This window comes from Pararhizobium sp. LjRoot238 (assembly GCF_964252955.1).
In the GTDB taxonomy this organism is placed as follows: domain Bacteria; phylum Pseudomonadota; class Alphaproteobacteria; order Rhizobiales; family Rhizobiaceae; genus Pararhizobium.
In genome coordinates this window covers 2,283,494-2,297,881 of sequence record NZ_CAXUPP020000001.1, presented here as the reverse complement: position 1 = coordinate 2,297,881, position 14,388 = coordinate 2,283,494, and the positions used below count along the sequence as shown (strand labels likewise).

The 14,388-nt window shown below is 61.7% G+C and carries 16 protein-coding genes; 7 read left to right on the top strand and 9 right to left on the bottom strand.

Annotated elements, in window-relative coordinates; all coding sequences use genetic code 11:
* From ACSQ3F_RS11210 to ACSQ3F_RS11175, 8 genes are all read right to left on the bottom strand, one after another.
* Positions 1–876 (bottom strand): ABC transporter permease, encoded by an 876-nt coding sequence (locus ACSQ3F_RS11210; RefSeq protein ID WP_436100278.1) that lies wholly within the window; start codon positions 874–876, stop codon positions 1–3.
* A gap of 76 nt (positions 877–952) precedes the next feature.
* The gene (locus tag ACSQ3F_RS11205; RefSeq protein WP_436100277.1) at positions 953–1,963 is read right to left on the bottom strand and encodes an ABC transporter substrate-binding protein; all 1,011 of its coding nucleotides are present in this window, start codon (positions 1,961–1,963) and stop codon (positions 953–955) included.
* Between the two features lie 134 nt (positions 1,964–2,097).
* Positions 2,098–2,427, bottom strand: coding sequence for an NIPSNAP family protein (locus tag ACSQ3F_RS11200; protein ID WP_436100276.1), 330 nt, complete (start codon positions 2,425–2,427; stop codon positions 2,098–2,100).
* 5 nt (positions 2,428–2,432) lie between these two features.
* The gene (locus ACSQ3F_RS11195; RefSeq protein WP_436100275.1) at positions 2,433–3,899 is read right to left on the bottom strand and encodes an aldehyde dehydrogenase; all 1,467 of its coding nucleotides are present in this window, start codon (positions 3,897–3,899) and stop codon (positions 2,433–2,435) included.
* A gap of 4 nt (positions 3,900–3,903) precedes the next feature.
* Complete coding sequence (locus ACSQ3F_RS11190) at positions 3,904–4,941, bottom strand: LLM class flavin-dependent oxidoreductase (protein WP_436100274.1); 1,038 nt, start codon at positions 4,939–4,941, stop codon at positions 3,904–3,906.
* 5 nt (positions 4,942–4,946) lie between these two features.
* Positions 4,947–5,873 carry a flavin reductase gene (locus ACSQ3F_RS11185; RefSeq protein ID WP_436100273.1) on the bottom strand — a complete coding sequence of 309 codons (927 nt, stop codon included), beginning with the start codon at positions 5,871–5,873 and terminating at the stop codon, positions 4,947–4,949.
* The gene (locus ACSQ3F_RS11180; RefSeq protein WP_436100272.1) at positions 5,870–6,667 is read right to left on the bottom strand and encodes an alpha/beta fold hydrolase; all 798 of its coding nucleotides are present in this window, start codon (positions 6,665–6,667) and stop codon (positions 5,870–5,872) included. Before ACSQ3F_RS11180 ends, ACSQ3F_RS11185 begins: the two co-directional genes overlap by 4 nt.
* A gap of 7 nt (positions 6,668–6,674) precedes the next feature.
* The gene (locus ACSQ3F_RS11175; RefSeq protein ID WP_436100271.1) at positions 6,675–7,277 is read right to left on the bottom strand and encodes an amino acid synthesis family protein; all 603 of its coding nucleotides are present in this window, start codon (positions 7,275–7,277) and stop codon (positions 6,675–6,677) included.
* Between the two features lie 98 nt (positions 7,278–7,375).
* On the opposite strand from ACSQ3F_RS11175, the gene ACSQ3F_RS11170 reads away from it, so the two are divergent.
* From ACSQ3F_RS11170 to ACSQ3F_RS11140, 7 genes are all read left to right on the top strand, one after another.
* A complete protein-coding gene (locus ACSQ3F_RS11170) occupies positions 7,376–8,101 on the top strand; it encodes a GntR family transcriptional regulator (RefSeq protein WP_436100270.1) in 726 nt (241 codons plus the stop codon).
* A 207-nt stretch (positions 8,102–8,308) separates the two neighbouring features.
* Positions 8,309–8,692 carry a c-type cytochrome gene (locus ACSQ3F_RS11165; RefSeq protein WP_436100269.1) on the top strand — a complete coding sequence of 128 codons (384 nt, stop codon included), beginning with the start codon at positions 8,309–8,311 and terminating at the stop codon, positions 8,690–8,692.
* Between the two features lie 143 nt (positions 8,693–8,835).
* Positions 8,836–9,675 (top strand): cytochrome c oxidase subunit II, encoded by an 840-nt coding sequence (locus tag ACSQ3F_RS11160; RefSeq protein ID WP_436100268.1) that lies wholly within the window; start codon positions 8,836–8,838, stop codon positions 9,673–9,675.
* A gap of 33 nt (positions 9,676–9,708) precedes the next feature.
* Positions 9,709–11,487, top strand: a complete 1,779-nt coding sequence (ctaD, locus tag ACSQ3F_RS11155) for a cytochrome c oxidase subunit I (RefSeq protein ID WP_436100267.1) — start codon at positions 9,709–9,711, stop codon at positions 11,485–11,487.
* Positions 11,484–12,188, top strand: coding sequence for a cytochrome c oxidase subunit 3 (locus tag ACSQ3F_RS11150; RefSeq protein ID WP_436100266.1), 705 nt, complete (start codon positions 11,484–11,486; stop codon positions 12,186–12,188). Before ctaD ends, ACSQ3F_RS11150 begins: the two co-directional genes overlap by 4 nt.
* A gap of 12 nt (positions 12,189–12,200) precedes the next feature.
* Positions 12,201–12,923, top strand: coding sequence for a heme-copper oxidase subunit III family protein (locus ACSQ3F_RS11145; protein ID WP_436100265.1), 723 nt, complete (start codon positions 12,201–12,203; stop codon positions 12,921–12,923).
* 9 nt (positions 12,924–12,932) lie between these two features.
* Positions 12,933–13,286 carry a cytochrome C oxidase subunit IV family protein gene (locus ACSQ3F_RS11140; RefSeq protein ID WP_436100264.1) on the top strand — a complete coding sequence of 118 codons (354 nt, stop codon included), beginning with the start codon at positions 12,933–12,935 and terminating at the stop codon, positions 13,284–13,286.
* An 18-nt stretch (positions 13,287–13,304) separates the two neighbouring features.
* Here the strand turns inward: ACSQ3F_RS11140 and ACSQ3F_RS11135 are convergent, their stop codons facing one another.
* Entirely contained in the window at positions 13,305–14,363 is a 1,059-nt protein-coding gene (locus tag ACSQ3F_RS11135) for a LacI family DNA-binding transcriptional regulator (protein ID WP_436100263.1), read from the bottom strand.
* Between the last annotated feature and the right edge of the window lie 25 nt (positions 14,364–14,388).

The following is a 14,388-nucleotide window of genomic DNA, read 5'->3' as shown; positions in this document are numbered from 1 at the left end:
TCAGCGTCCTTCCATGCGGGCGGTCCCGAACAGCCTGAGCTGAACGGCGTAGAGCGTCAGCGTGACGACCAGTAGCACCAGCGCCGCCGCTCCGCCCATGCCCCAATTGACCAGCGATTGCACGAATTGTGCGATCAGTTCGGCAAGCATCATATTGGCCGTGCCGCCGAGCAGCGCCGGCGTGACGAAATAGCCGAGCGACATGACGAACACCATCAGCGCGCCGGAGACCATGCCGGGAGTTGCCAGCGGAATAAGGATGCGGGTGAGCGCCTGCCACCGGGTCGCGCCACAGAGGGCGGCCGCCTGCAGGATGGCCGGATCGATCTTTCGTATGACGCCGTAGAGCGGCAGGATGATGAACGGCAGCATGATGTAGGTCATGCCGATGGTGACGCCGACAAGGTTGTTGACCAGCGGCAGCGGCTCGCTGATCAGCCCGAGCCCCATCAGCGTCTTGTTGATGGCGCCGGTGCGCTGCAAGAGCACCATCCAGGCATAGGTGCGCGTGAGAAGATTGGTCCACATCGACAAAAGCAGCACGGCAAAGACGATCGAGGCCCAGCGCGACGGCATGATGGCAAGCGCCCAGGCGACAGGAAAGCCGATCGCGAGCGTTACCACGGTGACCAGTGCGGACACGCTGAAGGTGTTCAGGAATATCTTCAGATACGTGGTCGATCCAAGCAGGGCCCTGTAGTTGTCGAGGCCCGGCTCCGGCTCCATCACGCTGCGCAGCAGCAGCGACACCACCGGCAGAATGAAGAACACCACGAGAAGCAGCAGCGCCGGAACGGTCAGGGCGAAATTCCTCGACCGGACCGGGCGGATTTTGCCCATCGCTGTTATGTCGTCTCGCTCAGTCAGCAAGGCCATGCCGAAAACCCTTTATGAGAACGGTTCCGTCGGTTACGGAAGGCGGGCGCGACCGCTCGCGCCCGCCGATAAAGGCTTACTTGGCCTGCCATGCGTACCAGCGTTCGCCGATTGCATCGCGGTTTGCCGCCCAGTAATCCATGTCGGCGTTGACCTGGCTCGCCGACTGCATGTCCGGCAGGGTCATGCGAAGCTTTTCGTCCATGATGGCGCTCGAATCGAGGTTGATCGGAGCGTAGCCGGTGCTGATTGCCATGTTGGCCTGAGCATCGGCGCTGGTTGCAGCCGCAATGAACTTCATCGCCGCTTCCTTGTTCTTCGTGCCCTTCGGCACGACGAGAGCATCCGCCGCCGTGATGTTCTGCTCCCAAGACGTTTCGACGGTAACGCCGGTTTCGGCAAGCGCCGTCAAGCGCCCGTTCCAGAACGAACCAAAAGGCGCTTCGGCGGAAGCAAGAAGCTGCTGCGATTGCGCGCCGCCGGTCCACCAGATGATGTCGGCCTTGATGGTATCGAGCTTCTTGAAGGCGCGGTCGAGATCGAGCGGATAGAGCTTCTCGGGCGCTACGCCGTCTGCCAGCAAGGCGGCTTCGATCACGCCGGGCGCAGACCATTTGTAGAACGTGCGCTTTCCGGGAAACTTCGTGGTGTCGAAGAGATCCGCCCAGGTCTTCGGGCAGGCCGAGACCGCATCCTTGTTGCAGCCGATGACGAAGGAATAATAGAAGCTCCCGACGGAGTAGTCGGTCAAAAAGCGCGGATCGAGCTTCGACTTGTCGATGACCGAGAAGTCCAGCTTTTCGAGCAGACCGGCCTTGCCAGCCTGGACGGCATAGTCGCCCTCAACGTCGATCACATCCCAGGTGACGCTCCCGGCCTCGACCATGGCCTTGAGCTTGCCATAGTCGGTCGGTCCGTCCTGCAGCACGTTGATGCCGCTTTCCGACGTGAACGGATCGGCCCAGGCGGTCTTCTGTGCGTCCTGGGTGGTCCCGCCCCAACTGGTGAAAACCAGATCGGCAGCGGCTGCCGCGGTGGAAAGGCCAAGTGATGCGGCCATGGCCGCGATGATGAATGTCTTTGTCATGTTCCCTTGCTCCGTTGATTTTTGACTGTTTTTCTTGCATTCGCGACAGCCTTCGGCTGTCCGTCCCGGGCTTTCCCTGGAAGGTGATGAAATCCCGAAATGTCGTATTCAATGAGCCGCTGGCTCTTGCCGGCTCACACCGGCCGCGATCCTCCCATGGGCGAAAAGGCTGCCGGCTTCATGATCTTGTTGTCGGCGATCTCGATCAGATCGCGAATTTTCGGCAGGAAAGCCTGCCAGTCCGGATCGGCCATCAACCGGCTGCGGCGCGCCTCGCGGTCGTCCAGGCTGGTAAAGCCCCAGATATGGACGATCTCGTTGATCGGCCCGATCTCCGAGTAGAAATAGCCGGCCAGTTCGCCCAGATGTTTCTTCTGGATGGCGATGCCCTCCCCTTCCACGACCTTGAGATAGGCGGGGATCGCGCCGTTCTTCAGCCGGTAGGTGCGGATCTCGTAAAACATCGCCGTCACCGCATCACGAACGGATCGGGGATCGGATCATCCGATGTCCGCAGCCACACGGTCTTGGTGCGGGTGTAGCTCAGCGCCGCCGCAAGACCGCCTTCGCGCCCGTCACCGGAAAGACCCGAGCCGCCGAACGGTGCAATTGGCGATACCGCACGGTAGGTATTGACCCAGACGATGCCGGCGCGGATCGCTTTCATCAGCCGGTGCGCCCGCGTCAGGTTCTGCGTGAAGATGCCGGACGCGAGCCCATAGGGCGTGCTGTTGGCAAGCTCGATCGCTTCCGCTTCCGTCTCGAACGACACGACGGAGAGAACCGGACCGAAAAATTCCTTGTCCAAGGATGGCGAGTTCGTGCCGTCGCAATCGAGGATGGTCGGGCGATAGAAATAGCCCTCCCCGGCCGGCGCCGAGCCGCCGGTCACGAGCCTGGCTCCGGCTTCGAGCGAGGCGGCAACCAGCGTTTCGATATGCCGGCGCTGCCGTTCCGTTGCCAGCGGCCCCACCTCGGTGTCCATCGAGAGCGGCGAACCGATGCGGATCGCCTCGGCCTTGGCAGCGAGGATTTCGAGGAAGCGGTCCTTGACGCTGCGCTCGACGATCAGCCGGGAGGCGGCAACGCAACTCTGGCCGGTCGCCGCAAAAATGCCGGCGACCTGCGCATTGGCGGCACTTTCGAGATCGGCGTCGGCGAAGACGAGAAGCGGCGACTTGCCGCCGAGTTCGAGAGAGGTGGACGCGAGGTTCTCCGCCGAGCTGCGGACGATATGGCGGGCGGTCTCGGCCCCGCCGGTAAAGGCGATATGGGCAACCTTCGGATGCGCCGTCAGTGCCGCACCACAGGTGGGCCCAAAGCCGGTGATGATGTTGACGACACCGGGAGGGAAGCCTGCCTCGTCGACGAGCCGGGCGAATTCGAGCAGCGGCGCCGGGCCATCTTCCGATGCCTTGACGACGATGGTGCAGCCGGCCGCAAGTGCCGGGCCGATTTTGACGGCGGCGAGAAACAGCTGGCTGTTCCAGGGCACGATTGCTGCGACGACGCCGACCGGCTCACGGCGCAGCCAGACGTCCATGTCCGGCTTGTCGATCGGCAGAAAGGCACCTTCGATCTTGTCGGCGAGCCCGGCATAGTAGCGGTAATAGTCGGCGACATAGGCGATCTGCGAGGACGTCTCGCGAATGATCTTGCCGGTGTCGCGGGTTTCGAGTTCGGCCAGTCGCGGCACGCTTGCCGCGATGAGATCGGCGAGGCGGTAGAGCAGCTTGCCGCGCTGCGTCGCCGTCATCCGCGCCCAGCGGCCACCGCCGTGCAGCGCCTGGTGGGCCGCCTCGACGGCACGATCGACATCGGCCTCGCGGCTTTCGGGCATGTCCGCCCACGCGGTGCCGGTTGCCGGGTCTACGCTTGGAAAGCGCGCCTCGCCATTACCGAAACATCCGTCGATATAACATTGAAACTGCTGCATCGCCCTACTCCCCGAAGGCCGGGATGACCTCGGCGATGAAGCGTTCGAGCGACGCCTTCTTTCGCTCGAAGCTCATGCCGGTGTCGATCCAGAAGGAATATTCGTCGTAGCCCATGGCTTCGTAAGCCTTGAGCCGGCCGATCACCTCGTCTGCTCCGCCGACCACGTTGTTGGCCCGCATGACATCCGCCGAAAGCATCGCATTGGCGGCGATATCCTCGGGCGGAATCCGCTCGATCAGGCCCTGATGGATCGGCTTCTCGTTCTTGAACCAGGCGAAGAAGTAGTTGTAGTAGACGCTCATTTCATGGGCGGCCTGCGCGATGTCGGCTTCATCGGAACCGACGTAAGTGTGGCGCAGGAGCATGATCTTCGGCCGCTCGACGGCAGCGTTCTTGGCGCAGGCCTCGTTGAAGCGCCCCATCAGCGTTTCGACCTCGTCGTCCCCCTGCCAGAGCGGCGTCACCTGAACATTGCAGCCATTGGCGACCGCGAATTCATGGGAGTTCGGATCGCGCGCCGCCACCCAGATCGGCGGGTGCTGCTGGATCGGCTTCGGCGCGGAAGTGGTCGACGGGAATTTGTAGAACTCGCCGTCATGCGCGTAGTCGCCTTCCCACAGCTTCTTCACCGCGGGAATGAGTTCGCGCATGCGCTGACCGGCCCCCCAGGCATCGAGCCCGGGCAGCAGGCGTTCATACTCGAAGGAATAGGCGCCGCGGGCGATGCCGATATCCAGCCGGCCGTCGCAGATGAGATCCGTCATCGCCGCCTCGCCAGCGAGCTTGATCGGATGCCAGAACGGCGCGATCACCGTGCCGGTGCCGAGCCGCACGTTGCTGGTGCGGCGCGCCAGATCGGCGATGGTGACGAACGGGTTGGGGGCGATGGTAAAATCCATGCCATGATGTTCGCCGGTCCAGATGGCGTGCATGCCGCCCCTGTCGGCAATTTCACAGAGCGCCACGAATTCCTCGTAGAGGCTCTTATGATCCTGGTCCGCGTCAAGCCGCTCCATATGGACAAAGAGAGAGAATTTCATCGCGGTCAGGCCTTCCTTGAAACCGGGTGGACTTTGCCAGCTGTCTCATTGCCGAAATAAACGCCGAAATTGCCGATGGAGTTTTCCAGATCGAACCGCCGGACAATGTCGGCCGTCGCGGTGCTGTCGAACGTTTGCTGCAGGGCATCTGCGAGCGGCAGGAACCGTCCGGCGGCCGGCTCCCCGGCTGTCGCGGTTGCGCGGTAGACGATGTGCTGGCGGTTGTCGGCGCGGCTTTCATAGACGGAATAGAGGAAGCCGATGGAGACGCTCAGTCCCGTGAGCGTCTCCAGATAATCCCGCAGCATCTGCGTCGGTTCGCCGCCTTCCATGGCGCAGGTCGGAAGGCTGAGTACATCGCTTCCAAGCAGAAGAACCGAGCCGTCGCGCTCGATCACGGCGCTCAACTGGGCCTCGCCTTCCGCCGCCGCCGAAACGGCCTTGCCCGCCAGTGCCGGCGTGAAATAGCTGCCTCGGGCGTACCCGAGACCGTTCAGGCCACTATTGGCGAACGCCTTGACCCGGCCGGTCATGATGACATGGTCGCCCGCATCAAGCACCTGTTCGGTGGCGCAATCGAACCAGGCCGCAACATCGGCAAAGATCGGCGAGCCTTCAGGCCCTTTCTTCCACTCGACGGCGGCGAAACGGTCCTCGACCGGGCGGGCGAAGGTATTGGAGACATCCTTCTGGGTCTCCGAAAGGATATTCACCGCAAAGCCCGCAGACCCGGTGATAGTCGCAAAATTCCGCGAGGTCTTTGCCAGACAGATCAACAGCAACGGCGGATCGAGCGACACCGAGGTGAAGGAATTGGCGGTGAAGCCGATCGGCTGGCCGGACGGATCATGGGCCGTCACCACCGTCACGCCGGTCGGAAAGGCGCCGAACGCATCGCGCAGGGCGCGCGCATCGAAACTCGCTTGGCTCATTTCATCTCCTCCGGTTTCGCCAGCCATTCCAACAGGATCGTATTGACCTCATCGGGGGCCGTCAGGTTGACCATATGCCGGTGGCCATCGATCAGCACCGCATAACCGGCAGGGGCCGCCTCCGCCATCGCGCGCGCCATGGCCGGGGTCGAGTTGGGATCGTCGGCTCCGGTGAGAAACAGTGCCGGACATCCGACATTCGGCCAACAATCAGCATAGCTGCTGTCGCCGGCGGCAAAGGCGGCATAGGCCGTGGCATAACCGGCACGATCGACGGAGGACAGCCAGCGATGGGTCAGGCGATAGACATCGCTCTCCTGACTGTCCGCCCCGAACCAGCGCAACAGCGGACCGTCGACATCGACCTGCCCGGCCCGGATTTCCCGTGCCCTGCCGACGACTGCAGCACTTGCGCCCGCATCGCGGCGATAGACACCGTTCAACAGCGCCACCCGGGAAACCCTTGATCCGAACGTGGCGGCCGCGCCGCCGGCAATCAGGGCACCCATGGAGTGTCCGGCCACATTGGCGCGCTCAAGCCCCAGATCATCGAGGAAAAGGCCCAGCCACGCAACAAAGGCTTCAAGCCCCGCGTCACCCGGCAATGAACGGCTTTCGCCGTGTCCCGGCATATCGACGGCGATCACACGATGGCTCTTGCCGAGCGCCGCCATTTGCGGCGCCCAGGCCTCCAGCCGCATGCCGACCCCGTGGATCAGCACCAGCGGTTCGCCGGTGCCCTGCTCGGCAAAGGCCATGCCGCTTTTCGTATGAAACCGCCGAACCATTTCCATGTCAGCCTCAGACCGCTGCGGGGTTGTTCACGTCGTTGCCAAGGTCTTTGAGGTCCTGGTAGCGATCGCCGATGCGATGATGCGGACGGCCGCCGACCGACGCGCCAAGCGCGACGACAATCTCATTGGCCGCCGGCGCGTCGGCGATCGACGTTTGGATGGTGAGGTAATGCGAGCGGCGCCCCTCGTCGTTCTTGTCCATCAGCGGGATCATCACAGGCGCATTGGCCGGGCCGCGCGTGTTGCAGAAGGCGAGATAGGATTTGGCACCGACGGCAGTGCGGTAGTGATTGCCGAAACGCAGCGTATGGATCAGCGCCGACGCATGCTCAAGCTCACCATCAAGCCCGACAACCGCCGCCTTGCCATAGGCCTCTACCTGTTCGCCGGATCCGACGGCGTCAATGATCATGCGGGTCAGCAATTCGCCGAGCACCGGCGCGGCGGCATGGATCTCCGGCTTCAGATCTTCCACGAAGCCTTGCCCAGCCCAGGGATTCTTCACAACGGCCATCGCCGCGTAGAGCTTCAGCGGCACCGGGGCTGCCTTGCCTCCTTCAACAAGAATGGTTTCCACCTGAAGAAGTGTTTTGCGGATTTCGATAGCCAAGGCCGTTTTCCTTCTATGTCGATATGCCGTATGATGGTATACCATAATATCACGTGTCAAGCCTTGTTCGGAATCATTTCAGCGTCTATGAGAGAGCCATGAACCAGAAGCTTTTTGCTCCGACCGCCGAAACCGCCCGAAATCTGGAATCGCTCCGGATCGACACCCCGCCGGTTACCCTGAGGGAGATGGCGCTCGAACGGCTGCGCAACGCCATCATTGCCGGCCTTTTCAGCCCCGGACAAAGGCTCGTCGAGCGCACCTTGTGCGACCAGCTCGGCGTATCGCGCTCCGTCATCCGCGAAGTGCTGCGCCATCTGGAAACGGAAGGTCTCGTCGAGACGGCCCCCAAGCAGGGGCCGATCGTCGCCCTCATCGACTGGCATCAGGCGCGGCAGATCTATGATGTCCGGATCGCGCTCGAAACGACGGCGGTCGCCGATTGCGCCCGCAACGCCGATAAGGCGACAAAGGAAAAGCTGAAGGCGGTGCTGGAGGACCTCGACCGCAACTCCCGCAAGAACGATGCCCTGACGATTCTCGCCGCGACGACGGAATTCTACGAAACGATCTTTCTGTCGGGTGGCCACGAAATCGCCTGGGATATCGTCAAGCGGCTGAACAGCCGCATTTCCCGTCTCAGGGTGATGACCCTGTCCACGACCAACCGCACCGTATCGGGCCCGGCGAGAATGCGCGAGATCTTCAACGCCATCGAACGCAACGATCCGGACGCAGCAACCGCCGCCTGCCGCGCCCATATCATGGAGGCGGCGCACATCGCCGAGAGCCTGCTGGCGCCGACGGACCAGCCGAAACCTTGACCACGTGTTTCCTTCGCGTGTCGAACAATGCTCGCGGCAACTCCGGCCAATCCAACCAATTGACTTATCAAGACTGAAGGATAGTTTTTTCCTGATCGCATCCGCCCTTCGCCCTGCAACGGCAACCAGCGGCGCGATCCGGAACAGGCTGCGGCAGCAAGAATGACGCGCAAGCTGGTGTTTCGGGCAACCTGGAGGAGGATTGCAATGCGAAACCGAATTCTGATGATTGGCCTATCCGCCGCCGTACTCTCTCCGATCGGTGCCCTCGCCCAGGAAGGCGACGCCGAGGCGGGGGCCACCATTTTCAAGAAATGCGCCACCTGTCATATCGTCGACAGCGACAAGAACAAGGTCGGCCCCTCGCTGAAGGGCCTGTTCGGCAGGACGGCCGGAACGCACCCGGATTTCAGCTACTCGTCGGGCATGAAGGAGGCCGGAGAAGGCGGGCTTGTCTGGGATGAGACAACGCTGCGCGACTATCTGCACAATCCAAAGGCGAAGGTGAAAGGCACGAAAATGGCTTTCGCCGGGGTGAAGAAGGACGACGAGATCACCAACTTGATCGCCTATCTCAAACAATTCCCCTGATGAGAAACATCTGTGCGCACTCAACAGGCTTATGCGCGCTGCTAATTGCCTGAATTTATTGTTCGTGACATACTGACCCGGCAATTTTTCTACAGGTTACGCATTCATGTCCACAGCCGTCCGAGGCAGGGAGGGGACAGGAAATGGCTGTAGTGCTTATTCTCGTTATCGTGGCAGTTGGATCCGTGGTGTTCCATCTGTTCAGCCCATGGTGGTGGACGCCGATCGCGTCCAACTGGAATTACATCGACAATACCATCATCATCACGTTCTGGATCACCGGCTTCGTCTTCGTCGCGGTGGTGCTGTTCGTCGCCTATTGCGTCTTTCGCTTCCGCCATCGCCCGGGAAACCGCGCCGCCTATGAACCGGAAAACAAAAAACTGGAAGTCTGGCTCGCCTCGGTGACAAGCATCGGCGTCGCCGCCATGCTGACACCCGGGCTTTTCGTCTGGCACCAGTTCGTCACCGTGCCCCCCGGAACGACGGAGGTCGAGGTCGTCGGCCAGCAGTGGCTCTGGAGTTTCCGGCTGCCGGGCGCCAATGGCAAGCTCGGCACATCCGAGACCCGCGCTATCGGCGACGGCAATGCGCTTGGCGTGAACCCCAATGACCCGAACGGTCTCGACGACCTCATCATCGAAGGCGGCGAACTGCACCTGCCCGTCGGCAAGCCCGTCAAGATGCTGCTGCGTTCGGTCGACGTGCTGCATGATTTCTACGTGCCGGAATTCAGGGCGAAGATGGACATGGTGCCGGGCATGGTGACCTATTTCTGGTTGACGCCGACACGAACCGGGACCTTCGAAGTCCTCTGCGCCGAACTCTGCGGCACCGGTCACCCTCAAATGCGCGGGACGGTGGTGGTCGATAACGAGGCCGACTACCAGGTATGGCTGGAACAACAGCAGACCTTCACCCAGCTCCTCGCGGCACGGCAAGAACAGACGACGATTGCATCCAGCACGTCCTCCTCCAAGTAGGAGGCGTGCAAAAAGACGAACCGGAGGGAAATGATGGTCGATATCAGGTCCGGCACAAGCGAAGCCATCCCACTGGCCGAAGTGGAGGACGTCGAGCTCTATCATCCGAAGAGCTGGTGGACGAAATATGTCTTCAGCCAGGACGCCAAGATCATCGCCATCCAGTATTCGACGACGGCGATCGCCATCGGCATGGTCGCGCTGGTGCTGTCCTGGCTGATGCGCCTGCAACTCGGCTTTCCAGGCACGTTCGATTTCATCGACGCCGACCACTATTATCAGTTCATTACCATGCACGGCATGATCATGGTGATCTATCTTCTGACCGCGCTGTTTCTCGGCGGCTTCGGCAACTACCTCATCCCCCTGATGGTCGGCGCCCGCGACATGGTCTTTCCCTATGCCAACATGCTGAGCTACTGGATCTACCTACTCGCCGTGCTGGTTCTGGTTGCGGGCTTCTTCGTTCCCGGCGGGCCGACCGGCGCCGGCTGGACGCTCTATCCGCCGCAGGCCATTCTTTCCGGAACGCCGGGCGGCAAGGACTGGGGCATCATCCTGATGCTGTCGTCGCTCATCCTGTTCATCATCGGCTTCACCATGGGTGGGCTGAACTACGTCGTTACCGTGCTGCAGGCGCGCGCCCGCGGCATGACGCTGATGCGCATGCCGCTGACGATCTGGGGCATCTTCACCGCGACGATCATGGCGCTGCTTGCCTTTCCCGCCCTCTTCGTCGCCGCCGTCATGATGATGTTCGACCGGCTTCTCGGAACCAGCTTCTTCATGCCCGCCATCGTCGAGATGGGCGAGCAGTTGAAACAGGGGGGAGGCAGCCCGATCCTGTTTCAGCACCTGTTCTGGTTCTTCGGCCATCCAGAGGTCTACATCGTCGCCCTCCCGGCCTTCGGCATCGTGTCCGACCTGATCAGCACCCATGCGAGAAAGAACATCTTCGGCTACCGCATGATGGTGTGGGCGATCGTCATCATCGGGGCCCTGAGCTTCATCGTCTGGGCGCATCACATGTATGTCAGCGGCATGAACCCGAAGTTCGGCTTCTTCTTCGCCACGACGACGCTGATCATTGCGGTTCCGACCGCGATCAAGGTCTACAACTGGGTGCTGACGCTGTGGCGCGGCGATATCCACCTGACGCTGCCGATGCTGTTTGCGCTTGCCTTCATCGTCACCTTCGTCAATGGCGGGCTGACCGGCCTGTTCCTCGGCAATGTCGTCGTCGACGTGCCCCTGTCCGACACGATGTTCGTCGTCGCGCATTTCCACATGGTGATGGGCGTCGCACCGATCATGGTCATTTTCGGGGCGATCTATCACTGGTATCCGAAGGTCACCGGGCGCATGCTGAACGAGGCGATGGGCCAGATCCATTTCTGGATCACCTTCCTCGGCGCCTACCTGATCTTCTTTCCGATGCACTATCTGGGATTGCTCGGCATACCGCGCCGCTATCATGAACTGGGCGAAACGGCCTTCATTCCAGAATCCGCCCACACGCTGAATGCGTTCATCTCCGTCATGGCGCTCACCGTCGGCGCCGCCCAGCTCCTCTTCCTGTTCAACCTCGTCTGGAGCCTGAAGAAGGGCAGAGAGGCCGGCGGCAACCCCTGGCGGGCGACGACGCTCGAATGGCAGACGCCGCAGACCCCGCCCGCCCATGGCAACTGGGGCAAGAACCTGCCGGTGGTCTACCGCTGGGCCTATGACTACAGCGTGCCGGGTGCGGCCGAAGACTTCATTCCGCAGAACCATCCCGGGCTCGGTACGCCGACGCGGGAGACCGCATCATGAGCGCCATGCTGCTCTTCCTCGCCGGTATCGCCGCCATCATCCTCTGGTGGATGTCCCAGCAACGCCTGACATCCAGGCCTTGGCTCGAAGTGGGGCACCTTGGACAGCCAGGAGGCGGTGAACGGTCGCCGATCCCACCGGCAAAAATCGGCCTCTATGTGTTTCTGGCGGTCGTCGGCGCTCTCTTCAGCCTCTTCATCAGCGCCTATCTGATGCGTGTCGGAACGCCCGACTGGTGGTCGACGCCCATTCCCCGCCTGCTCTGGCTGAACACCGCCGCCCTGATCGTCAGCAGCGCGGCGATGCAATGGGCGAAAACCGAAGCGCAGCGCGGCCACGGGGACACCATGCGGACCGCCCTCCTCGCCGCCCTTGCGACTGCGATCCTCTTTCTGACCGGACAAATCTTCGCCTGGCGGGAACTGACTGAGGCGGGCTATATGCTCGCCGACAATCCCGCCAACAGCTTCTTCTACGTGATCACCGGCATGCATGGCCTCCACATTCTCGGCGGGCTCATCGCGCTTGGCCGGACGATGACAAAGGCCTGGAGCGCCCCCGGATCAAGCAGCCTGCGCCTGAGCGTGGACCTCTGTACCGTCTACTGGCACTTCATGCTCGCCGTCTGGCTGATCCTGTTCGCACTCTTCGCCGGCTGGGCAAGTGATTTCGCCGATCTTTGCCGGCAATTGCTCACATAGGGAGTGATGACGATGGCGCAATCCACGCAAGTGCATACCGGCGAGACGCTCGAGCGCCCCTTGGGCTTGCGCGGTATCGCAGCCGATCTGTCCTCCGACCAGCGAGCCTTCAAGAACGTCTCGTGGGGCAAGGCCATGATGTGGATCTTCCTGCTCAGCGACACCTTCATCTTCGGCTGCTTCCTGCTCGCCTACATGACGGCCCGCATGTCGACACCCATCCCCTGGCCGAACCCCAGCGAGGTCTTCGCGCTCACGCTCGGCGGACAGGAAATCCCGCTGATCCTGATTGCCATCATGACCTTCATCCTGATCTCAAGCAGCGGTACGATGGCGATGGCCGTCAATTTCGGATACCGCCGGGATCGCCGCACGACGGCGATCCTGATGCTGCTGACTGCGGTTCTTGGCGCGTCCTTCGTCGGAATGCAGGCCTTCGAATGGTCGAAGCTGATTTCGGAGGGCGTTCGCCCATGGGAGAACCCGTGGGGCGCTGCCCAATTCGGCTCGTCCTTCTTCATGATCACCGGATTTCACGGCACCCATGTCTCGATCGGCGTCCTCTTCCTCATCATTATTGCGCGCAAGGTCTGGCGGGGCGATTTCGACACGGAAAGGCGGGGCTTCTTCACCAGCCGCAAGGGCCATTACGAGATCGTCGAAATCATGGGTCTCTACTGGCACTTCGTCGATCTGGTCTGGGTTTTCATCTTCGCATTCTTCTATCTGTGGTGAGGTGATCTGATGGCACAAGTTGCAATGCATGCCCAAGAGCAGGTGCAGGAGCGGCATCAGCAGCATCCGATCCGGCTCTATCTCGTCGTCTGGGGCTTTCTTTTCATCCTCAGCGCCTGCTCCTATCTTGTCGACTACGGCGGCCTTCAGGGGTATCTGCGGTGGTCCCTGATTCTGCTTTTCATGATCCTGAAAGCGGGGCTGATCGTCGCAGTCTTCATGCATATGGCCTGGGAGCGGCTGGCGCTTGTCTATGCCATCCTGCTGCCGCCGCTCCTCGTGCTCGTCTTCGTCGCCATGATGGTATCAGAATCGAATTACACGATTTTCACGCGAATGGCCTTCTTCGGCGCAGCCCAATAAAAGCGACCGCGCTCTACACTAAGCGGATATATGCCGGACCGGCGCGGTCGACGAGCGTTCGACAAGATGGCAGGCGAGTTCCACGCGGCGCGGCGGCATCGGAAGACTGGAGAGGTTGTCACGCAAGAGGTCGAGCGCCACCGAACCAATCTCACGCATCGGAATATGCATGGTCGTCAGCGGCGGGCTGAGGAAGGCCGCCTGCGGAAGATCGTCCATACCCATCACCGAGACATCGCCGGGCACGGAAAACCCTGACTGCTGGACACCCATCATCGCGCCGACGGCAAGGCTGTCGCCGGCTGCAAGAACGGCGGTAAAATCGAGGCCGCGGGCGGCGATCCGCGCCGCAACTGCCTGGGCGGCAAGCTCCGGAAGCCAGTCTTCGACAGGAACCACAAGATCATCGTCGCAAGGCAGCCCGTGATGCAGCAGGGCGTCCTTCCAGCCTTCGTAACGCCGTTCGATGGTGCGCCGGCCGGGCCGCATCAGGAACAGGATACGCTCATGGCCGAGATCGATCAGATGATCGGCGGCCAGCCGCGCGCTTGAGCGATTGCAAGGCGTGACACTGGAAAGCCGCATGAACGGATCGTCGCCGTTGAGAAGCACGACCGGCTTGTCGAAACCACGCGTGGCGGCCAGCATGCCCTCGTCATCGACGGTGAGAAAAAGCAGGCCGGCGACCTGAGGATCGTCCAGCGCCTCCTTCAGAACGGCCAGTTCCTCTTCTCTGTCGGCGATCGGACGCGTGACGATCTCAAGCCCGAGCGCCTGCGCGCGCTCCTTCAACCCTTCAAGGACATAGAGCGTGAACTGGTTGCGCACGTAGTCGATCATGGCGGCGCTTGAGGCTGCGAGAATGACCTTCTGCCCTGCAACAGCAGTGGGGATCACATAGTTGGCGATCTTCGCGGCTTCGAGAACCTGCTGGCGGATTTCCGGGCGAACGCCCTTTTCGCCCGCAAGCGCGCGCGAAGCGGTGCTCAGCGAAACCCCGCAGGCCTCGGCTATGTCCTCCAGACGGACGCGCTTGCTCTTCTTTCCGCGTTTGCCCGGCAACGGTTTTACAGTCATCTTGCATCTCCCTGCCGCAATCATG

Coding starts and splice junctions, on each gene's coding strand:
- ACSQ3F_RS11210 (WP_436100278.1), bottom strand. CDS start 876: ATGGCCTTGCTGACTGAGCGAGACGACATAACAGCGATGGGCAAAATC.
- ACSQ3F_RS11205 (WP_436100277.1), bottom strand. CDS start 1,963: ATGACAAAGACATTCATCATCGCGGCCATGGCCGCATCACTTGGCCTT.
- ACSQ3F_RS11200 (WP_436100276.1), bottom strand. CDS start 2,427: ATGTTTTACGAGATCCGCACCTACCGGCTGAAGAACGGCGCGATCCCC.
- ACSQ3F_RS11195 (WP_436100275.1), bottom strand. CDS start 3,899: ATGCAGCAGTTTCAATGTTATATCGACGGATGTTTCGGTAATGGCGAG.
- ACSQ3F_RS11190 (WP_436100274.1), bottom strand. CDS start 4,941: ATGAAATTCTCTCTCTTTGTCCATATGGAGCGGCTTGACGCGGACCAG.
- ACSQ3F_RS11185 (WP_436100273.1), bottom strand. CDS start 5,873: ATGAGCCAAGCGAGTTTCGATGCGCGCGCCCTGCGCGATGCGTTCGGC.
- ACSQ3F_RS11180 (WP_436100272.1), bottom strand. CDS start 6,667: ATGGAAATGGTTCGGCGGTTTCATACGAAAAGCGGCATGGCCTTTGCC.
- ACSQ3F_RS11170 (WP_436100270.1), top strand. CDS start 7,376: ATGAACCAGAAGCTTTTTGCTCCGACCGCCGAAACCGCCCGAAATCTG.
- ACSQ3F_RS11165 (WP_436100269.1), top strand. CDS start 8,309: ATGCGAAACCGAATTCTGATGATTGGCCTATCCGCCGCCGTACTCTCT.
- ACSQ3F_RS11160 (WP_436100268.1), top strand. CDS start 8,836: ATGGCTGTAGTGCTTATTCTCGTTATCGTGGCAGTTGGATCCGTGGTG.
- ctaD (WP_436100267.1), top strand. CDS start 9,709: ATGGTCGATATCAGGTCCGGCACAAGCGAAGCCATCCCACTGGCCGAA.
- ACSQ3F_RS11150 (WP_436100266.1), top strand. CDS start 11,484: ATGAGCGCCATGCTGCTCTTCCTCGCCGGTATCGCCGCCATCATCCTC.
- ACSQ3F_RS11145 (WP_436100265.1), top strand. CDS start 12,201: ATGGCGCAATCCACGCAAGTGCATACCGGCGAGACGCTCGAGCGCCCC.
- ACSQ3F_RS11140 (WP_436100264.1), top strand. CDS start 12,933: ATGGCACAAGTTGCAATGCATGCCCAAGAGCAGGTGCAGGAGCGGCAT.
- ACSQ3F_RS11135 (WP_436100263.1), bottom strand. CDS start 14,363: ATGACTGTAAAACCGTTGCCGGGCAAACGCGGAAAGAAGAGCAAGCGC.